Genomic DNA, 18027 nt, shown 5'->3' with positions numbered 1-18027 from the left:
ACCCTCTGTAAATGAAAAAATATTTAAGATATACTATTGTGAAAACTGTGTTGGCTTGTGGCATTTTTACTTGCGCCATAGCATGTGAGCCTTTTGTTGATGTTGATCCTCCACAATCGCAGCTCCCCGGAATTACGGTATTTGAAAACGCTGATACGGCGAAAGCTGCCCTTGCCAATTGTTATGCCACCCTGAACAGTACAGTGCTGCTCACAGGGAGTATACAGGGACTCTCAGTAACCCTCGGTAACTATGCCGATGAGCTCATCCCATCCGGTACAAATGCTGGTGAACAGGCACTTTATCAAAATGATCTTACTGCCGTAAACGCAGGTGTCGCGTCATTTTGGAATAACGCTTACAACCTGATCTATAGCCTGAACGCCATAACCGAAGGCGTTGAAATTTCTACGGGAATACTACCGGCAGAGAAGCAAAACCTAATCGGGCAGGCAATTCTTATACGATCGGTTGTGTATTTCTATCTGGTAAATCTTTTTGGGGATATACCTTATACAGCTACTACCGATTACACCATTAATGCAAAGTTATCCAAACGAACTGTTGCAGAAGTGTTGCAACAGCTCGAAAACGACTTCACCGCTGCATACCACTATTTGCCCGATGAATATAGTGTGACGGACAGGACAATACCCAACAAAAGCGTTGCGGCAGCATTCCTGGCAAGGCTGTACCTGTATATGGGCAAATGGGACGATGCCCGGTTACGGGCCGGCGAGATAATAGGTAACAGCGCTAACTACAACTTGGAATCCGATCTTGATAAGGTTTTCCTCAAAGAAAGTAGTTCAACGCTTTGGCAGCTCAGCCCTTTTAGTGAAGGGCAACCGACAGCCGATGCGCAGAGCTTTATATTCACCTCAGGACCACCACCTGCCAGGGCATTAGATCCTGAACTTGTACATGCTTTTGAAGAGGGTGATTTGCGCAGGAAGCACTGGATAGGTGAGGTTACAGATGGAGCATCAACATGGTATCATGCGTATAAGTACAAACAGGTTGTCCCTCAGGATGTATCTGCAGAGTATACCATCGCTTTGCGATTGGAAGAATTGTATCTGATACGTGCTGAAGCCCGTACCATGTTGGGTGACATCGCCGGAGCACAGCAGGATCTAAACATGATACGCCAAAGGGCTGGTTTGAATGATACAGAGGCAATGACAACCGAGGGTTTATTGTCAGCTATAGGTTATGAGAGTCGTTTTGAGTTTTTTACAGAGCAGGGACACAGGTGGTTTGATTTAAAGCGTACAGGTCTGGCTAATGGCGTGCTGGCAACAGTAAAGCCGGGGTGGAATGAAACAGATATCCTCTGGCCCCTACCACAAAACGAATTGCTGCTTAATCCATCCCTCTTACCTCAAAACCCAGGTTATTAATATGTCTTACAATACTAAACATATGATTTTGGCGGTTTGGCTATGCTTTGTGTTTTCTTTTGTCAGGGCACAGGATAAGCTGGATTTGACCGAAAATGACTATGACAAATGGCATTCCCTGGCATTTGAAACACCTTCCGCAGATGGGAAATGGGTAGTCTATTCCCTGAAGTATCGCGATAGAAGGGATACATTATTTCTGGCAGGCACTGAAAACGGCAAATTGCTGCAAATACCCGGGGGGCATTCTGCTAAATTTACCGGTGACAGCAAATGGTTTATGTATATCGTCAACGACACCCTTAAGGTTAAAGGGTTGAAACTACAAGCGGATTACACTATAGCAGGCATTGAAAATTATATCCTAAAGGGCAATAAAATGATAGGAAGTCATACGAAGACACTCACCATAAGTGCTATCGGTAGCCTCCCTGATAAGATAACAGTGCAGGATGTGAAAGAGTTTGCGGTAAACGATAAAGGAGATCGTATTGTTCTTATCCGGGAAACCGCAGACAAATCGACCGTTGAGCTACATGAACCAATGCCAGGTGCCAATGCTCAGGTTTTACTGGAGGATGCAGCCCTTAGCTTTGGGCATATTACCTGGAATAAGGGCGGGACCGCATTTTTAGTATCCGGGAATTCAAAAGAATCAAGTTCTTCGGAAACCAAGCTTTATTTTTACAGCCTGACCAATAAAACCGGCGTAAAAAAAATGCCGACAGCCCCGCTGCAAGATAAGGGTAGCATAGTCGCAGAGGGTATGGATATCTCCGATGATGGTACAAAAGTATTTTTTGATCTGGAGACCTTTGATTCACTGAAAGTGGATGTACCCGGGCTCACAGTATTTAAGGATAGTGACCAGACAATACCGCCGTTAAAGGCAAAAAAGAAGTTTTGGCATCTTTGGGATTTAGAAAGTGATACGGTGAGGGCCGTTGAAAATCTGGAGTATCCCACAGCAATGCCAAATGCGGATTATACGCATGCACTGGTTTATACCCACAGGGATTACTATCCTCTTCATGACTACGCCGGTTACTACATGGACCTGGCCATCCTTGATTTTAGCACAGGGGTTCGCAAGAAAATTGTTGACAGGCAGCTTTATGGTTATCAGCAGGTAGTCCTATCAGCCTATGGAAAAATCGTTGCCTATTTTAAAGACAGTCAATGGTGGTTATATACTATTAAAAATGGAAAACACAGAAGTATAAAAACTACATTAACAGAACCATTTTTAGATGCAGAAAATGATTATCCCAATCCCGTGCCCTATGGAATTGGCGGCTGGACTGGTAATGACCAATATGTACTGCTATATGATAAATACGATATATGGCTTATAAACACTGAAAGTGGTGCTAAAAAACGTATAACCGCGGGGCGGGAAAAGAACACGGTATATCGCCTGTATGGAGACCGTGTTTTTCCAACAATCCACTCAGGCTTTGGTTTTACATCCAAAGAATACGATTTGGAGAGGGGCTTTTTTATCATTGGCCTGAAAAATGAGGATTATGGATATCAGATAAGCAGGTATTCGAAAAAATCCGGCTGGAGAATCATTACCGAAGGTAATGGTTCAGTATCATCTTTAAAAAAAGCGGAAAAATCTAATGATATATTCTTTATCGAAAGCGCATTTGATTCACCGCCTAAACTAATGCATGTGAAGGGTTCGGGGTTAAAATATACAGTCCTGCAAAGCAACCCCCATCATTACAAATACAAATGGGGAAAGGCAAAACTTATATCCTATGATGCCTGTGGTAAGAACGGGCTAAAGGCAGCATTATTTTTTCCGGCAGGATACGATCCTGAGAAAAGTTATCCGATGATTGTCAACATCTACCAGGATAAATCAAAAGAGCTTCACAGGTATGTAGCCCCATCATTGAGAATCTATGATGGGTTTAATACGGCAAATTTTACTACTAATGGGTATTTTGTGCTGATGCCCGATATACATTTTATTATGGATCAACCAGGGAAATCGGCTCTTGAATGTGTCATCGCTGCGGCTAAAGCGGCTATTGAAAATGCAAATATAAACACCGGACGGATTGCGCTTATAGGCCATTCATTTGGAGGGTTTGAGACTTCATACATAATCAGCCAGACAGATTTTTTCCGCACGGGCGTATCCGGTGCAGGCATTTCTGACCTGATGAATTTTTATCTGGATATTGACCCGTATCAAAAATCGAATATGGAGCGCTTTGACAATGGGCAATACCGTAACAGCCAGCTTTTCAATACCGCGCGGTTTTCAGCGGAATCGCCCTTATATAATGTTAATTCTGTCAATACTCCCTTATTGCTATGGGCAGGGACCAATGACCGGCTGGTGCCTTTTTCCAATAGTATCAGGCTGCATAGTGCTTTATGGAGGTTAGGGAAAAAGAGCACGCTGCTCTTATATGACGCCGAAGGACATGTCATTGAGTCTAAAGATAATCAGTCGGATCTCTATCATAAGATTCTTGACTGGTTTGCCTATTACCTTAAAGATGGTGTAAAGCCCGCATGGATGGAATAAAATTAGGTGTCCCTTCAGGGACACCTAACATAACTAATCCCTCATGTTGTAACGAGTGGTAGTACAAGTGGTCCCTACTTTTTGAAAGGCATCATACCATAGTCCGTTGGTATGCTGAATTTGGCAAATAGGAGCAGTTTCGGTTTGACACAAAACCTGAGTGCTGCAGGGAGCCTGTCCCGGAAGGCTTGCATAGCCTATCACATCAGGCTTTGCAACGTCATTGTTCACATTTGCCGCAAATGCTCCGGCAACAGCAAGTACTACTGCCGCAAGTGGCAGTATCGGTTTAAAAAATTTAGTTTTCATAATTTAAATAATTTTATAGTCTTTATCTACTCTGTTACAGGTTTTCGATTTCCCCTGATACGGCCGTATATTTTAATGGTTCTCCGAACCAAGATTTAAAATGTCTTTACGAAGCCTGTAAGTCACGATGTGCTTGTCAGTAAGGGCAATAACAAGATCACCTTTTACAGCAAAAGATCTGGTTTTCTGGCCTTCGAAATTATAGAGGTAGAAGCTGTAGAGGTAATTGCCGGTAATGAAATTATAAACATCAATTATTACTGCCTCATTCAATATTTTCTCAGGATCGTTCTTACTTAGCCTTTTACTCTTAATGTAAAGAAGCTTGCCGTCTGTAGCGGCTCCTGCATTAATTGTCGTGGGCATTTCGGCCAGTAAGCTTTTATTTTTGCTTATATCTTTTGCAATTTTTATTCTTGCAGTCGTTACAGTATCAATTGTGCTCCTCAGGGCAATTAGTGCTGCATTACGGTCTGCCACGATATATTGGTTTCTATAATAATAGGGATATAGTATTCTTTTCTGTTCATCATTGTAGAGTAATATACCATCAGTGTCAAAAATGCCATCGATTTGCTTTTTTAAAAGACCGGGGTTTCTTAAAACGGTCGGTTTGCTGCCGAGCTGCACTATAGCTAATTCATCTTCGGTTTTTTCATTTATAGTTTTTATAGCAAATGTGTCATAGCCAATAGGCTCTAAAATTGAAAAATCAGGCATTTTAAAAGCAAGCTCTCGCGCAGTCCAGGTCCCAATATGCCCTCTGAAAATTACTGATGAGCCCCTGTCACTCAGGAAATAGTTAGAATCCCTGACCCTCAATTGGAGATAGAGGTATTTATTCTCGTGAAGCTCTTTTAATTGTAGCCGCAAAATCGTTTCGTTTTTTAGCAGCGTATCAATTTCCAAAGCGTGTAAAGAAGCTGTGCTGTTTCCTAAATAAATTCTGCCATTGGTTATCCCCGCCAGGTAGTAGGAGTTATATTTTAGAGGGCGGGAATTTATAAAAGCCAATGGATGGGGAGGGAAACGCCGCTGGAATGCATTGTTGCGCTGTACTAATTTTTCTGCGGAAAAGTATAACAGCATCATCACACTAATACTAAAAACGACAGTAAGGCTTATTGATACTGACAAGCGTTTGGCTGTAGCTGCCGCCTGAGTATAAAAAAACAGGCCTGAAACATTACCGCTATTGCCATTGTATTGTATCAACATTATAGCTGTCAAAGCCAGGATAACAAAGCCTATATTAAAAATAAAGTGTTCTGTCCATCCCATCTTTTCCAGGATTCCACCACAGGAACAAGGAACGTAGTAACTCCAGTTCAGTATGATTATGATATATACAGTAAACATTATCATAAGTGAAAAGGAGAGCAACAGCCCCAAAAGTTTTAACCTGGGGATAACTAAAAATATGGCTATCAGGATTTCGATGCCGGGAACTAAAATAGCCAGTATCTGTGCATAGGCAGCTATAATAGGCGACTGCCCTAATTGTATTTTAAATGTTTCAAAATCAATCAGCTTACTGACAGCTGCATAAACAAACAATAGAATATAAAGAAAACAGATGGTTTCAACTGCGATTTTCTTAAATGAAGGTGATAATGTCATATCCGTAGTAGTAAGGTTTTTGATAAGTTGGATTAGCAACGCCAAATTATCGTTAAAACCTTGATTTTTAGATAGCATAAACAGGCTAAAATTACTCAATAACAGTCATTAAGCAATAAATATCAAATTGTACTTATGTTTTGAATCAAAGTTACATACAATATCAGTTGGTGATTATTCTCTCATGACAAGTTGGTCATACCTGCCTGTAGGCTTTGAATTATAGGTAAAAAAGAATTTATGCAAATGCAACCTGTGGAAGGCAAACCGAGAGTAGCCTTTATATATCACGTTGCATACTGCAGCTTTTACCGAACGCATTATCGATCTGCAAATACGAATAGTCATCAATGTGAGTTTTAAGTTACTTTCGCTCCATGATTAATCATATGGCTAGTGTAGCACAAATACGTGCGATAAGTGGATGCATCTTTCGACACAATTAACCCTACAAATTGAGTATTTGTAACCCATAGTTGAAGAGCGGACCTACTAAACCTATCATGGCCTACCAAGGAGGTGTGATCAAAATTGCATCGCATTATGTCGGTCTGGTTACTCAGGACGGCGATATCCCAAGAAAAACCATCCGCAGCAATTAAGTGCAGAGATACAAAGGCAGATCGAATCTTTTGGTATTTGTTCTTTAAGGGCATACTGATCGGTGAAAAGTTACCGGAGTTTCTCCCTGAAAGTACATTATCGTATTGAGTTCACGGTGGCCGTCATAACAAACAGGTCGGATAGTTTTAGAGCGGGAGGCTAATGGAGCACACCTGTCCTTGGAGGATTTTATAACGCCTGTATCAATAAGTATTGAGGCATTGTAGCTTTTAATTAAAACAGGTAAAAACACCTGTTTTATTGTTAAAATTTATTATGATATTTGAGTATGAAATTCATTATTGTTAACGGGTCGAAATATGACAAGTAACTAGCTGAATACGATCATAATAAGGCTTGGTGTAATATTCGGGATTTGCAAAGCAAGAGGTATAGTTACTACGTAAATAAAAAGCAGGGATAACGAATTATATAAAAACCTCCAGTACTTTGAATCCCTGAATACGATGTGCATTTGGTCTTAGTATACACTACGGTTTTTAAAAGTCAGGTACTTTTTTTTGTCTTGTCAAGTCTATAACAAAGTTAAAATAATGAAATTATATTTTGTATGACAAAAATTTACTGTTGTGATAGTTTACAATTATCTGATATTAAATACAATTAGAAACAATAATACATTTTTTAATTAATTAACATAAATTCTGTGTTTCAGTATTTATTATGTAAAATTTTAATAACTTTAACTTTAATTATTTAAAAACCAATAATATGAAAAAAACCTTACTATCAATCATTTTTACCGCAGGAGTATCTTGTTTTGTTGCAGCCCAGTCGGGTAATGTGGGCGTTGGAACAAATACCCCTGAAGCTTCTGCTCAGCTTGATATTACCTCAACGGATAAGGGGCTTCTAATCCCCCGCCTGTCACAGGCGCAACGCGATGCCATTGCGGCTCCTGCGACGGGACTGCTTGTCTTTCAAACCGACAACACCGCTGGTTTTTATTATTACAATGGGACTGCCTGGGCAAAAGTAGCACCGGACGGAATAACAGGCTCGGGGAACGCCAACAGAATTACAAAATGGTCAGGTACCAGTGCTATTACCAATTCACTTCTGCAAGATAACGGAACCTCTGTTTCGGTGAATTATCCGGTTCAGGCTAGCTCACAGCTTTTCGTCTACCGTCAGCAACTTACTGCTAACGGTGATGGCCAGTCGAGCATATACGGCTACCGTGATCGAAATAGTCAAAATCAGGGTACTTCATACGGACAACCCACCTCAAATACAGCTGTAACGGGTATGTCTTTTTGGGGTGATGATTATTCTTTTGGTGTAGGAGGCTGGAATTACAATGACTTTGTGAGGACAGGGGGAGTAATAGGTTCTGAGATTTATGGTTCTTACTGGGGATCATTAGGCTATAAAGCAAGTAATTCAACTTTTTATGGTATTTATGCCACGACAGCATTATCTACCGGAACAGGATATCTTGACAACAACAGCCAGGCAGGTATAGGCCTTGGTGCCTACGGTGGCTTTATGGGAGGCTGGACGCGCGGCGAGGTTTTAGGCTTTACAAGCGCAGGAGACGTATATGCGTCCTACAATGTGGGTAATGAATACACCTCGGGTTACCAGGCTGATATTGTCAGCAGCGAAAGCGGCAGGGAGATCGCCTATAACACAACCTCCACAAAACTGAAAATATCGGATGATGGATATGCTGCCCTAACTAATGGGAGTGCAAAGGTCGCTTTCTCACAGGAACTTATTTCCATGATGGATAAAAATGAAAAGCCTGTTGTAAATGTTACGGCTATAGGCTTACCGGTATCGCTTTATATACAATCAGTAGACCGTTCCGGCTTTACCGTTGCGACTGTTGACGGATCTGCCGCTAACGTTGAGTTTTCATGGGTCGTATCTGCAAAACGTGTTGACGCTGCAAAAGTGGCGCTGCCTGAGATGTTAAAAGATGAGCGCTTTGACGAGAAGCTAAAAGCAACAATGTACAATGAAAATAACAAAGAGCGAAATGCCGATCCGCTTTGGTGGGATGGCAAGGGCTTGCGTACAGATCTTCCTCCTGCAACGGCAAGAAAAGAAGTAAAGCAAAACTAATACATGGCGGGGAAACTTATTTTTTCTGTCTTTTTCCTGTTATTTTTTTTTTCCGCAGTATGGTGCCAGGACAATGAAACTGAAAGAAGCCTGCTTAAAAAAGATATTTACTATCTGGCTTCAGACACCCTGGAAGGACGGGCACCCGGCACAAAAGGGAGTAAACTTGCCGCGGACTGGATCATCGGCAGACTGAAAAAGTCAGGTCTTAAGCCTTTTGTCAAATCAGGATACGGGGACCGTTTTTCGTATACCGAAAATGGGAAAAAAGTCAGAACCATGAATATTATAGCGTGTACCAATCCTGAAAAAGAATGCAGGCTTGTTCTCACCGCCCACTATGACCACCTGCCTATGGAAAGCTTGCATTCCAGGGAAGTTTTTAAAAATGTAATTCATAACGGAGCTGACGATAATGCCAGTGGCGTAGCCTTATCGCTTCTCTTGGCAGATTATTTTGTAAAAAGTGATGCATACCGGGAATATAACATTGTTTTTATTTTCTTCTCCGGACATGAATCAGGGCTTTATGGATCTGATTCTTTTGCAGACAGGCATTTTAGTAAGATAAAAAGCGCAAAGGCGTTGGTGAATTTTGACATGGTAGGAAGGATGAGTATAGCGGAGCCTCAATTGTTTATGAGGATTAATGAAGGAACAGGATGGAACATCGAGTTCCCCGGGCAAAATGAAAGTTTTAAAGTTCAGCTACAGTATAACGACTTTCAACTGGATCATACCATTTTCGCTCATAGGGAACTTAATGCTGCCACTTTATCCACCGGCATGCATGATGATTATCATAAGGGTACTGACGATGCAGAAAAGATAAATTTTGAAGGTATAGTGGCACTCTACAATTACCTGAAAATTTACCTAAGTAAAATTCTCGTTAAAAATTAAAACTTCTTTTTAAAAAGATAATATAATAATTGAACTGAATGAAAACAAAATTATATAAAACATTAATTATAACGCTGTTTATTATAACGGGTTATAAAAGCCATGCGCAGTTATATGTTTCAGGGGGAGGTTCAGATAATCTTTTTATATCCAATAGCGGTTTGTTGTATGTTAATGGCAATGTGACAAACAATGGAACCGTTAAGAACCAGGGTAGCATAGAGCTTACCGGAAACATTAGCAACGACGGTACGACAGCTTATGATGGCGGAACCCTTACTTTTAAAGGTTCGTCCCAGCAGAGCATAAGTGGTACAAGTTTGCTTAAGACCAATAATATGGTTATCAACAACAGTGCAGGTATACAACTAAACAATAGTATATCGGCAGATGGCATCGTTACATTTACAAACGGTATAGTAGGGGCATCTTCTGCTTCAAATTTTTTAGAGTTTACGCAAAATTCGTCTTACCTCACCCCCTCAGCTGTTTCCCATGTCAGTGGGTATGTTAAAAGGCTTGGTACGGGTAGCTTCCGGTTCCCTTTGGGAGACGGTATCAGGTTCCAGCCTGTAAAAATTGACTTAACAGCTAACAACAGCGGTGTTTTGGGTAGCTATAGCCCAACCGATGGAGGATCAGGCACATTTGTTAATACGGGTACAGAAACGATATATCTTTCGGAATATAATACCAACGAACACTGGGTACTGGAGCCTGTGACAACTGCAGAAGGTACAGTGACAGTTTTTTGGGACGACTATAAGAGCCTTTCTTTTACCGATCTTGACAGGGTAAAAATAGCGCATAAGGAAAGCACAGCATGGGCAAACGAAGGTGGTACAGGCACAGGCGACACCCTAAACGGTGAAGTGACATCCAATAGCCTGCAAACATTTGGTGTTTTTACTTTGGGACTAAAAGAAACCCTTTCTGTTAGTATTACCTCAGTGGATGTACTGTGTAATGGAGGGGCTAACGGTTCAGCGACGGCTAACGTTAGCGGTGGCACCGCACCACACACTTATTTGTGGTCTAATGGAGCCACCACTGCCACTACGACGGGACTTGCAGCCGGAACTTATACCGTTACCGTAACCGATGCTAATGGTGCTTCTGTTCAGGAACAGGTAATAATTACCCAGCCCGCTTCACCTCTTACTGCAACAGCCGGGGCACAAACCAATGTTTCCTGTAATAGCGGAGCCAATGGCGCAGCGACAGTAGCAGTTTCTGGAGGAACACCGGGTTACACGTATTCCTGGGCACCATCAGGAGGTACGGGGGCAACAGCAACAGGCCTTAGTGCAGGTGTTTATACCGTGACGGTAACCGATGCCAACGGCTGTATCGCTACGCAGTCCTTCACCATAACACAGCCAGCACTGCTTACTGCAACGGCAGGAGCACAAACTAATGTGTCCTGTAACAGCGGTTCTAATGGCTCAGCTACAGTGAACGTCACAGGAGGAACGCCAGGTTACACCTACTCCTGGGCACCATCGGGAGGTACGGCAGCAACAGCGACCGGACTTACAGCAGGTGTTTATATGGTTACGGTGACCGATGCCAACGGCTGTATCGCTACACAGTCCTTCACCATAACACAGCCTGCACCGCTTACTGCAACAGCAGGTGCACAAAATAATGTATCATGCAACGGCGGCTTTAATGGCTCGGCGACAGTGAATGTTACGGGGGGTACACCGGGCTATTCGTATTTATGGGCACCATCGGGTGGTACTGCGGCAACAGCAACCGGCCTTACCGCAGGTACCTATACGGTCACTGTGACCGATGCCAATGGTTGTATCGCTAACCAGTCATTTACAATTACCCAGCCCGCTTCACCTCTTACTGCAACAGCAGGGGCACAAACTAATGTTTCCTGTAATAGCGGAGCCAATGGCTCAGCGACAGTAGCGGTAACGGGCGGAACAGCGGGTTACACCTACTCCTGGGGGCCATCAGGAGGTACGGGTGCAACAGCAACAGGCCTTAGTGCAGGTGTTTATACCGTGACGGTAACCGATGCCAACGGCTGTATCGCTTTGCAATCCTTCACTATAACACAGCCAGCACCGCTTACTGTAACAGCGGGGGCACAAACTAATGTGTCCTGTAACAGCGGTTCTAATGGCTCAGCTACAGTGAGCGTCACAGGAGGAACGCCGGGTTACACGTATTCCTGGGCACCATCAGGAGGAACGGCAGCAACAGCAAACGGACTTAGCGCAGGCACCTACACGGTGACGGTAACCGATGCCAACGGCTGTATCGCTACACAATCTTTCACCATAACACAGCCGGCATTGCTTAATGCAACGGCAGGGTCACAGAGCAATGTCTCCTGTAATGGCGGGACAAATGGTTCAGCTACAGTGAACGTTACCGGGGGTACGCCGGGTTACACCTATTCATGGGTACCATCAGGAGGTACGGCAGCTACAGCAACTGGTCTATCCGCAGGCACCTATACTGTTACGGTAACCGATGCTAATGGCTGTACCGCTACAAAATCTTTTACCATAACACAGCCAACGCTGCTTAATGCAACGGCAGGTGCACAAACCAACGTATCCTGTAATAGCGGAGCCAATGGTTCAGCGACAGTATCAGTTTCTGGAGGAACGCCGGGGTACACGTATTCCTGGGCACCATCAGGGGGTACGGCAGCTACAGCAACTGGTCTATCCGCAGGCACCTACACGGTGACGGTAACCGATGCTAATGGTTGTATCGCTACAAGATCTTTCAACATAACACAGCCAACGCTGCTTAATGCAACGGCAGGCACACAAACCAACGTATCCTGTAATGGCGGAGCCAATGGTTCAGCGACCGTAGCAGTTTCTGGAGGAACGCCGGGTTACACGTATTCCTGGGCACCATCTGGAGGTACGGCAGCAACAGCCACCGGCCTTAGTGCAGGCACCTATACCGTGACGGTAACCGATGCCAACGGCTGTATGGCTACAAAATCTTTCACCGTAACACAGCCAACGCTGCTTAATGCAACGGCAGGCACACAAACCAACGTATCCTGTAATGGCGGAGCCAATGGTTCAGCGACCGTAGCAGTTTCTGGAGGGACGCCGGGTTACACCTACTCCTGGGCACCATCAGGAGGAACGGCAGCAACAGCAAACGGACTTAGCGCAGGCACCTACACGGTGACGGTAACCGATGCCAACGGCTGTATAGATACACAATCCTTCACCATCTCACAGCCTGCACTGCTTAATGCAACGGCAGGGTCACAGACCAATGTTTCCTGTAATGGCGGAGCCAATGGTTCAGCGACAGTAGCAGTTTCTGGAGGGACGCCCGGTTACACGTACACCTGGGCGCCATCAGGAGGTACTGCGGCAACAGCAACCGGGCTTAGCGCGGGTACCTATACCGTAACGGTAACCGATGCCAATGGTTGTACTGACAACCAATCGTTTATAATTACCCAGCCAGCCTCGGCCCTTACTGCAACTTCAGGGGCACAAACCAATGTTTCCTGTAATGGCGGAGCCAATGGCTCAGCGGCAGTGAACGTTAGCGGGGGTACGCCGGGCTATACGTATGCATGGTCCCCTTCAGGGGGCACGGCAGCAACGGCAACTGGCCTTAGTGCAGGTACGTATACCGTGACGGTAACCGACGCCAATGGTTGTGTCACTACACAATCCTTTACCATAACACAGCCTGCACCGCTTACTGCAACAGTTGCCCAGGATTTTCCTGCCACCTGCGCGGAAAACAGTGACGGTGGTGCCACAATTACTGTTACCGGAGGGGTACTGCCGTATGCTTATGTTTGGGATAATGGTGAAACTACTGCTTCAGCGGAGACTCTTTCTGTTGGAAACCACACAGTAATGGTAACAGATGCTAATAGCTGCACCTTAACTGCTACTGTTGCCGTTGGATTTGAAGATACACAAGCCCCGGAGCCTGCAGTCGCTGCATTACCTGATATTATTGCACAATGCCTGGTAACCCAATCAGATGTTCCGGTTCCCGCAGCCACTGATAATTGCCTTGGTAGTATATTGGTAACAACAGATACTGTATTCCCTATTACAGCACAGGGTACTACTGTCATTACATGGGCATTTGAAGACGTGAATGGCAATACCACAACACAGACTCAAAATGTTGTTATTACCGATACTATAGCACCAGTGCCAGCTGTATCGAATCTTCCAGCCATAACAATGCAGTGCCAGGTGCTTGAAAGCGATATTCCGGTACCTATAGCGACAGATAACTGTGCGGGTACACTTTTGGCTTCAACTACAGACCCACTGCTTTACACAGCTGAGGGTGACTATGTCATTACCTGGAGGTATGATGATGGCAACGGCAACATTACCACACAAACACAAATCATAACGGTAACCGGGTCTGCTATTGATGCTGTAACCTTTGCCGGGCAAAATTTTGTTTATAACACCGCAGCACAAGCCATAAGTGTGGAAAACCTTCCAACAGGGGCTACGGTAGATTACACTATCAGCCCTGACACGGGATTAGGCAATGCTGCTATTAATGCAGGTACCTATACCGTAACGGCTTTGGTAAATCCTGCACCGGACGCGCCAAACTGTAGCCCGGTAGTACTCACGGCTACCCTGACTATAGAGAAGGCAGAACAGCTTATATCCTTTGATCCGTTACCTGTAAAAAATCTTGAGACCGACCCTGATTTCCAGCTCACAGCTGCCGCATCTTCCGGTCTTGAGGTAAATTATACCTATACCTTTACCTCACCAGCAACGCCGGCGACGGTAACCTCACAAGGATGGGTAGATATGCTTACCTCGGGTGTCATAGCGATAACAGCTTACCAGGATGGTGACAGCAATTACCTGCCGGCAACACCGGTAACCCAACAGCTGGTCATCAATAGTAGTGATGCAAGCATCCATAACATAACAATCGGCGATGTAGCCTATGATAATCCCGGGCAGGAGATCTATCACCTGATGGTTTGTGAGGAAGCGGCAGAATCGGTAACCGTAAATCTGCTTACAGAAGCCAATGCAAGTGTAGTTCCGGGCCATACCTTTGTGATCCAGACACCTGAACCCGGGATATATACTCAGGCTATAACCGTTACTTCCCAGGACGGGAACCTGACTCAGACCTTTACTGTAACAGTAGAGAAAATGTTCCCGTTCTATGACATTGTTGAGCAGAAGTTTGACAATTTGTTATTAGCTAACAACAATCCTTCGACTAATGGAGGCTATAGCTTTGCAGCTTATGAGTGGTACAAGAATGGAATGTTAGTAGGTCGCGAGCAGTACTTCTCTGAGGGGCCGACTAACGGGGACATGCTGGATCCCAACGCGGAATATTACCTTAAGCTAACTACTGTGGAGGGCGAAGAGCTTCAGACCTGTATCGGCCAGATAACGCTAGAGCACAGTTTTAGTATATCGGTATTGCCAAATCCGGTTGTAACAGGCAGCAAAATAACCATAACCGCTGACTTTCCGACAAAAGAACTCAATGATATGCGAATTGATATTCATGACCTAAACGGAAGGCTGATACATTCCGGGCTGACCAGCCAAAGGGTTACAGAGGTGCAACTCGCCTCAGGGATTGAGGAAGGTGTATATATTGTGAGCTGTACAACCAGCAAACACAGGAAGTCATTCAAGATAATCGTTCGTAAATAATCCCATTATAAGACATCCATGAAAAAATATAATAGTATTATAAAAAGTATTTCTACCATAGCCCTAGCCGGGCTATGGCTGACATACCCAACGGCTAACGCACAGGAAAAAAAGTATTCATCGGAGTTATCTTTTACAGTAGGTGGGGTAGCTTCGTATCTTGATTATGATCTGCAAGGTGCAAAGGTGATCCAGGGTGCAGGCTTTAACCTTAGCCTTGACTACACATACTTTTTATCGGATTACTTTGGCATCGCAACAGGTGCTGAATTTCAAAGGTCGAATTCCAAAATCAAAGGTTCCGGTATTAATGGCGCCTATCAAGCTACTGATTTTGAGCAGGAGGCTTTTGAATTCCGGTACGCACTTCACAGGGTTGAAGAAAAGCAAACGGTAAACTTTTTGAATATTCCGCTGATGCTGGTATTCCGAAGCAAGGAGCATGGTTTATATGCCCGGGTTGGAGCCAAAGTAGGATTGCCTTTGACTTATAAATCCAGGGCGGTCTATAATCTTTCAACCTCAGGTTATTATCCCCAATATAACTCTGAATTGTTTGATCCTGCCTTCATGGGCTTTGGAGCGTTTGAAAACATCAGCGTCGAAAATAAAGATTCCAGGTTAAAGCCATCCTACATCGCCGCGTTTGAACTAGGAATGATGCACCATTTTGGAAAAGGTACACTTTATTCCGGTCTTTACGTGGATTACGGCCTGAATAACATTGCAGGCAAAAAGTCTGCCCCGGTGGAATATACACTCAATGGAAATGGTGCAGGATTTAGCTATAACAGTCTGATGAATTCCGTACAGGCTGGTGAAATCAGGACGGTATCCTTTGGAGTAAAGTTGAGGTATTCGTTCCTGAACATTTGATTATATGAGCTTTAACCGATTAGGACGCGGTCAGTGGGCAATAAGCTACTGACATGCAACAGTACCTAAAGAGGAAAGCAAACAAAAAGCCGGGTAACCGGCTTTTTTATTTCCATTTAAGGTATTCAGTTTTGTTGTAAGGTTATTGATAAATGATTTTTTAGAGTGATTTCGAATTGTCACTGCATTATTGTGATTAATTGGTTCTATATCATCCACCTGTGCAAACCTACTTATACAGACCTGACATAAAAACGTGAGCCTGAACCTTACAAGATATTAAACTAATATCTTAATATGTAAATAGTATTGAAATTCCATAATGCTTTTTTCCTGCGTGACAATAAGTAAACGGATTGATTTTTGAGATTTCAGATCAATATTAGCCAATCGCCTTTATGCAGTCCCTTCTATTGCAGCATTTTATAACTTGCTCTAATGGGTAGTTTTTTTTACAAAATCTATTTTTCTATTAAGATAGTTTCGCAAATCGAATTTAAAGCGTAAAGGATTGAATAAGGTTTTAAAGAAATTAAAATAATCTATAAAAACTTCTTTATTGTAATCCCTGTAATCTTTAATAATTTAGATACGCTCCAAATATAATCTATAGTCTTTCATTTATAACTAAATTTTTCTTCTTCAACATTATTTTTTATAACAATGTCATAGCCTTGAAAAGGCAGTAAATATATTGTCGAAATAACAAATTGGTTAAAAGTTTACTCTCATGGCACCCTGAGCAGCGTTCCTGTAGAGACGATTATAATATCATTTTGCAAGTAACTACTCTGTAGGTATTTATCCTGACGTCAGTTAATAAATAACGATAACATCCACTTTTTCTAGTTCTAGGCTTTCATATTGTTACATGAAGCATACTAGAATAAACAGAGCCAGGTTTAATCCTGTTTGACAATTCATTATTAGCTTTAACTTACAATTGCCGAATCATTCTTTTTAACACTTTTAATATGTCATCTTTGGTATTCGGGGGCATATATCAAACAACTGTCCTTTATTTTTAAGGCAGCGTCCATTTCATATGAGTAGTTTTTTATTGCTTGGGCTTACAGTCCTCTGCGGCTTAAAAAGTGGAAAAAACAAAAAGACAGTATTTTCATGATATTTCTTAATTCTTTGTTTTTTGTGTTTCGCTGGCTACTGAATTACAATGTGAATTTAATTCGATACCAGATGCATAACACGATCACAGGCACAGATTACTATAACTTGAAAGGAATAGTCTGATATGATAGCATTATATCAGAAGATACTTTACGTTTCTGTTTCCAACTATTAAACGGCATTTGATATACATAAACCAACTAACGTGATTAAGTTTTTAGTTGGTATTTACATATTGTAAATTACATTTTTATAAAATTTTAAGATGCTGCTTAGTTACGATTTTTGTTAGTAGATATTTATTTTTTAAATATTCTTCTTACGTTTATTTATTTATGCTTTACACATATTTATCGGAAAGTAGAAGTAGAGTAGTGACTCCTTTTTATATACTAGCTTTGCTCAATTATTGGTTTTTCAATTGATAGTATTTAATATTTAAATGAAGAAAATTATGAAAACAATTACTTACCGATCTACAGTTATTGGTCATGATAGCGGTGGGTTTCCTTCTGACAGACTTAGAAGGCCAGTATGGAGTCTCTTGTTGCTGTTTGTTGTTAATAGCATGATTGCGCAGGTAAGTCCTCCAGTGCCAAGTTATACAGTGCCTGGATCTTTCCTGCTTAATACAGCAATTTCACCGATTACTCCCTCTGTAGCAGGAGATCCTGCAGGGTATTTACTGCCGCTAACATCCTCAAATGCATCGGTAAGTACCTTTGCGGGTACTGGAAGTTCGGGTACAGCAGACGGTAGCGGTACGTTGGCCAGTTTTAATGGAATAAATAAAATAGTATTTGATAGTGCTAACAATGCCTATGTTGCCGATAGTAATAATAATAAGATCCGTAAGATCACCCCA

Annotated in this window: 8 protein-coding genes and 1 pseudogene; 7 read left to right on the top strand and 2 right to left on the bottom strand. The window is 42.8% G+C overall.

Annotated features, from left to right (window positions below):
- The first annotated feature begins 11 nt into the window (after window positions 1-11).
- Together DEU42_RS08725 and DEU42_RS08720 are read left to right on the top strand one after the other, a co-directional pair.
- Window positions 12-1403 (top strand): RagB/SusD family nutrient uptake outer membrane protein, encoded by a 1392-nt coding sequence (locus DEU42_RS08725; RefSeq protein ID WP_114757905.1) that lies wholly within the window; start codon window positions 12-14, stop codon window positions 1401-1403.
- Between the two features lies 1 nt (window position 1404).
- Window positions 1405-3951: an alpha/beta hydrolase family protein gene (locus DEU42_RS08720; protein ID WP_158537867.1), complete on the top strand. Its 2547-nt coding sequence runs from the start codon at window positions 1405-1407 to the stop codon at window positions 3949-3951.
- 33 nt (window positions 3952-3984) lie between these two features.
- Here DEU42_RS08720 and DEU42_RS08715 read toward each other — a convergent pair whose 3' ends face one another.
- Both DEU42_RS08715 and DEU42_RS08710 read right to left on the bottom strand, forming a co-directional pair.
- Window positions 3985-4260, bottom strand: a complete 276-nt coding sequence (locus DEU42_RS08715) for a DUF6520 family protein (protein WP_114757903.1) — start codon at window positions 4258-4260, stop codon at window positions 3985-3987.
- A 72-nt stretch (window positions 4261-4332) separates the two neighbouring features.
- Window positions 4333-5958 carry a MauE/DoxX family redox-associated membrane protein gene (locus DEU42_RS08710; protein ID WP_233506647.1) on the bottom strand — a complete coding sequence of 542 codons (1626 nt, stop codon included), beginning with the start codon at window positions 5956-5958 and terminating at the stop codon, window positions 4333-4335.
- A 1257-nt stretch (window positions 5959-7215) separates the two neighbouring features.
- Here DEU42_RS08710 and DEU42_RS08705 point away from each other — a divergent pair.
- From DEU42_RS08705 to DEU42_RS17455, 5 genes and pseudogenes are all read left to right on the top strand, one after another.
- Window positions 7216-8574: a hypothetical protein gene (locus DEU42_RS08705; protein ID WP_114757902.1), complete on the top strand. Its 1359-nt coding sequence runs from the start codon at window positions 7216-7218 to the stop codon at window positions 8572-8574.
- A 3-nt stretch (window positions 8575-8577) separates the two neighbouring features.
- On the top strand, window positions 8578-9477 hold the full coding sequence (locus tag DEU42_RS08700) for a M28 family peptidase (RefSeq protein ID WP_114757901.1): 900 nt from the start codon (window positions 8578-8580) through the stop codon (window positions 9475-9477).
- A 38-nt stretch (window positions 9478-9515) separates the two neighbouring features.
- A complete protein-coding gene (locus tag DEU42_RS08695) occupies window positions 9516-15158 on the top strand; it encodes a T9SS type A sorting domain-containing protein (protein ID WP_114757900.1) in 5643 nt (1880 codons plus the stop codon).
- Window positions 15159-15176: 18 nt separating this feature from the next.
- Complete coding sequence (locus DEU42_RS08690; protein WP_114757899.1) at window positions 15177-16034, top strand: outer membrane beta-barrel protein; 858 nt, start codon at window positions 15177-15179, stop codon at window positions 16032-16034.
- A 1582-nt stretch (window positions 16035-17616) separates the two neighbouring features.
- Window positions 17617-18027, top strand: a pseudogene (locus tag DEU42_RS17455) (hypothetical protein); the annotation flags it as partial.

This window comes from Flavobacterium sp. AG291, from assembly GCF_003350375.1.
GTDB lineage: Bacteria > Bacteroidota > Bacteroidia > Flavobacteriales > Flavobacteriaceae > Flavobacterium > Flavobacterium suzhouense.
Note: the sequence above shows the minus strand (reverse complement) of the source record. Positions and strands in the feature narration are given on the sequence as shown.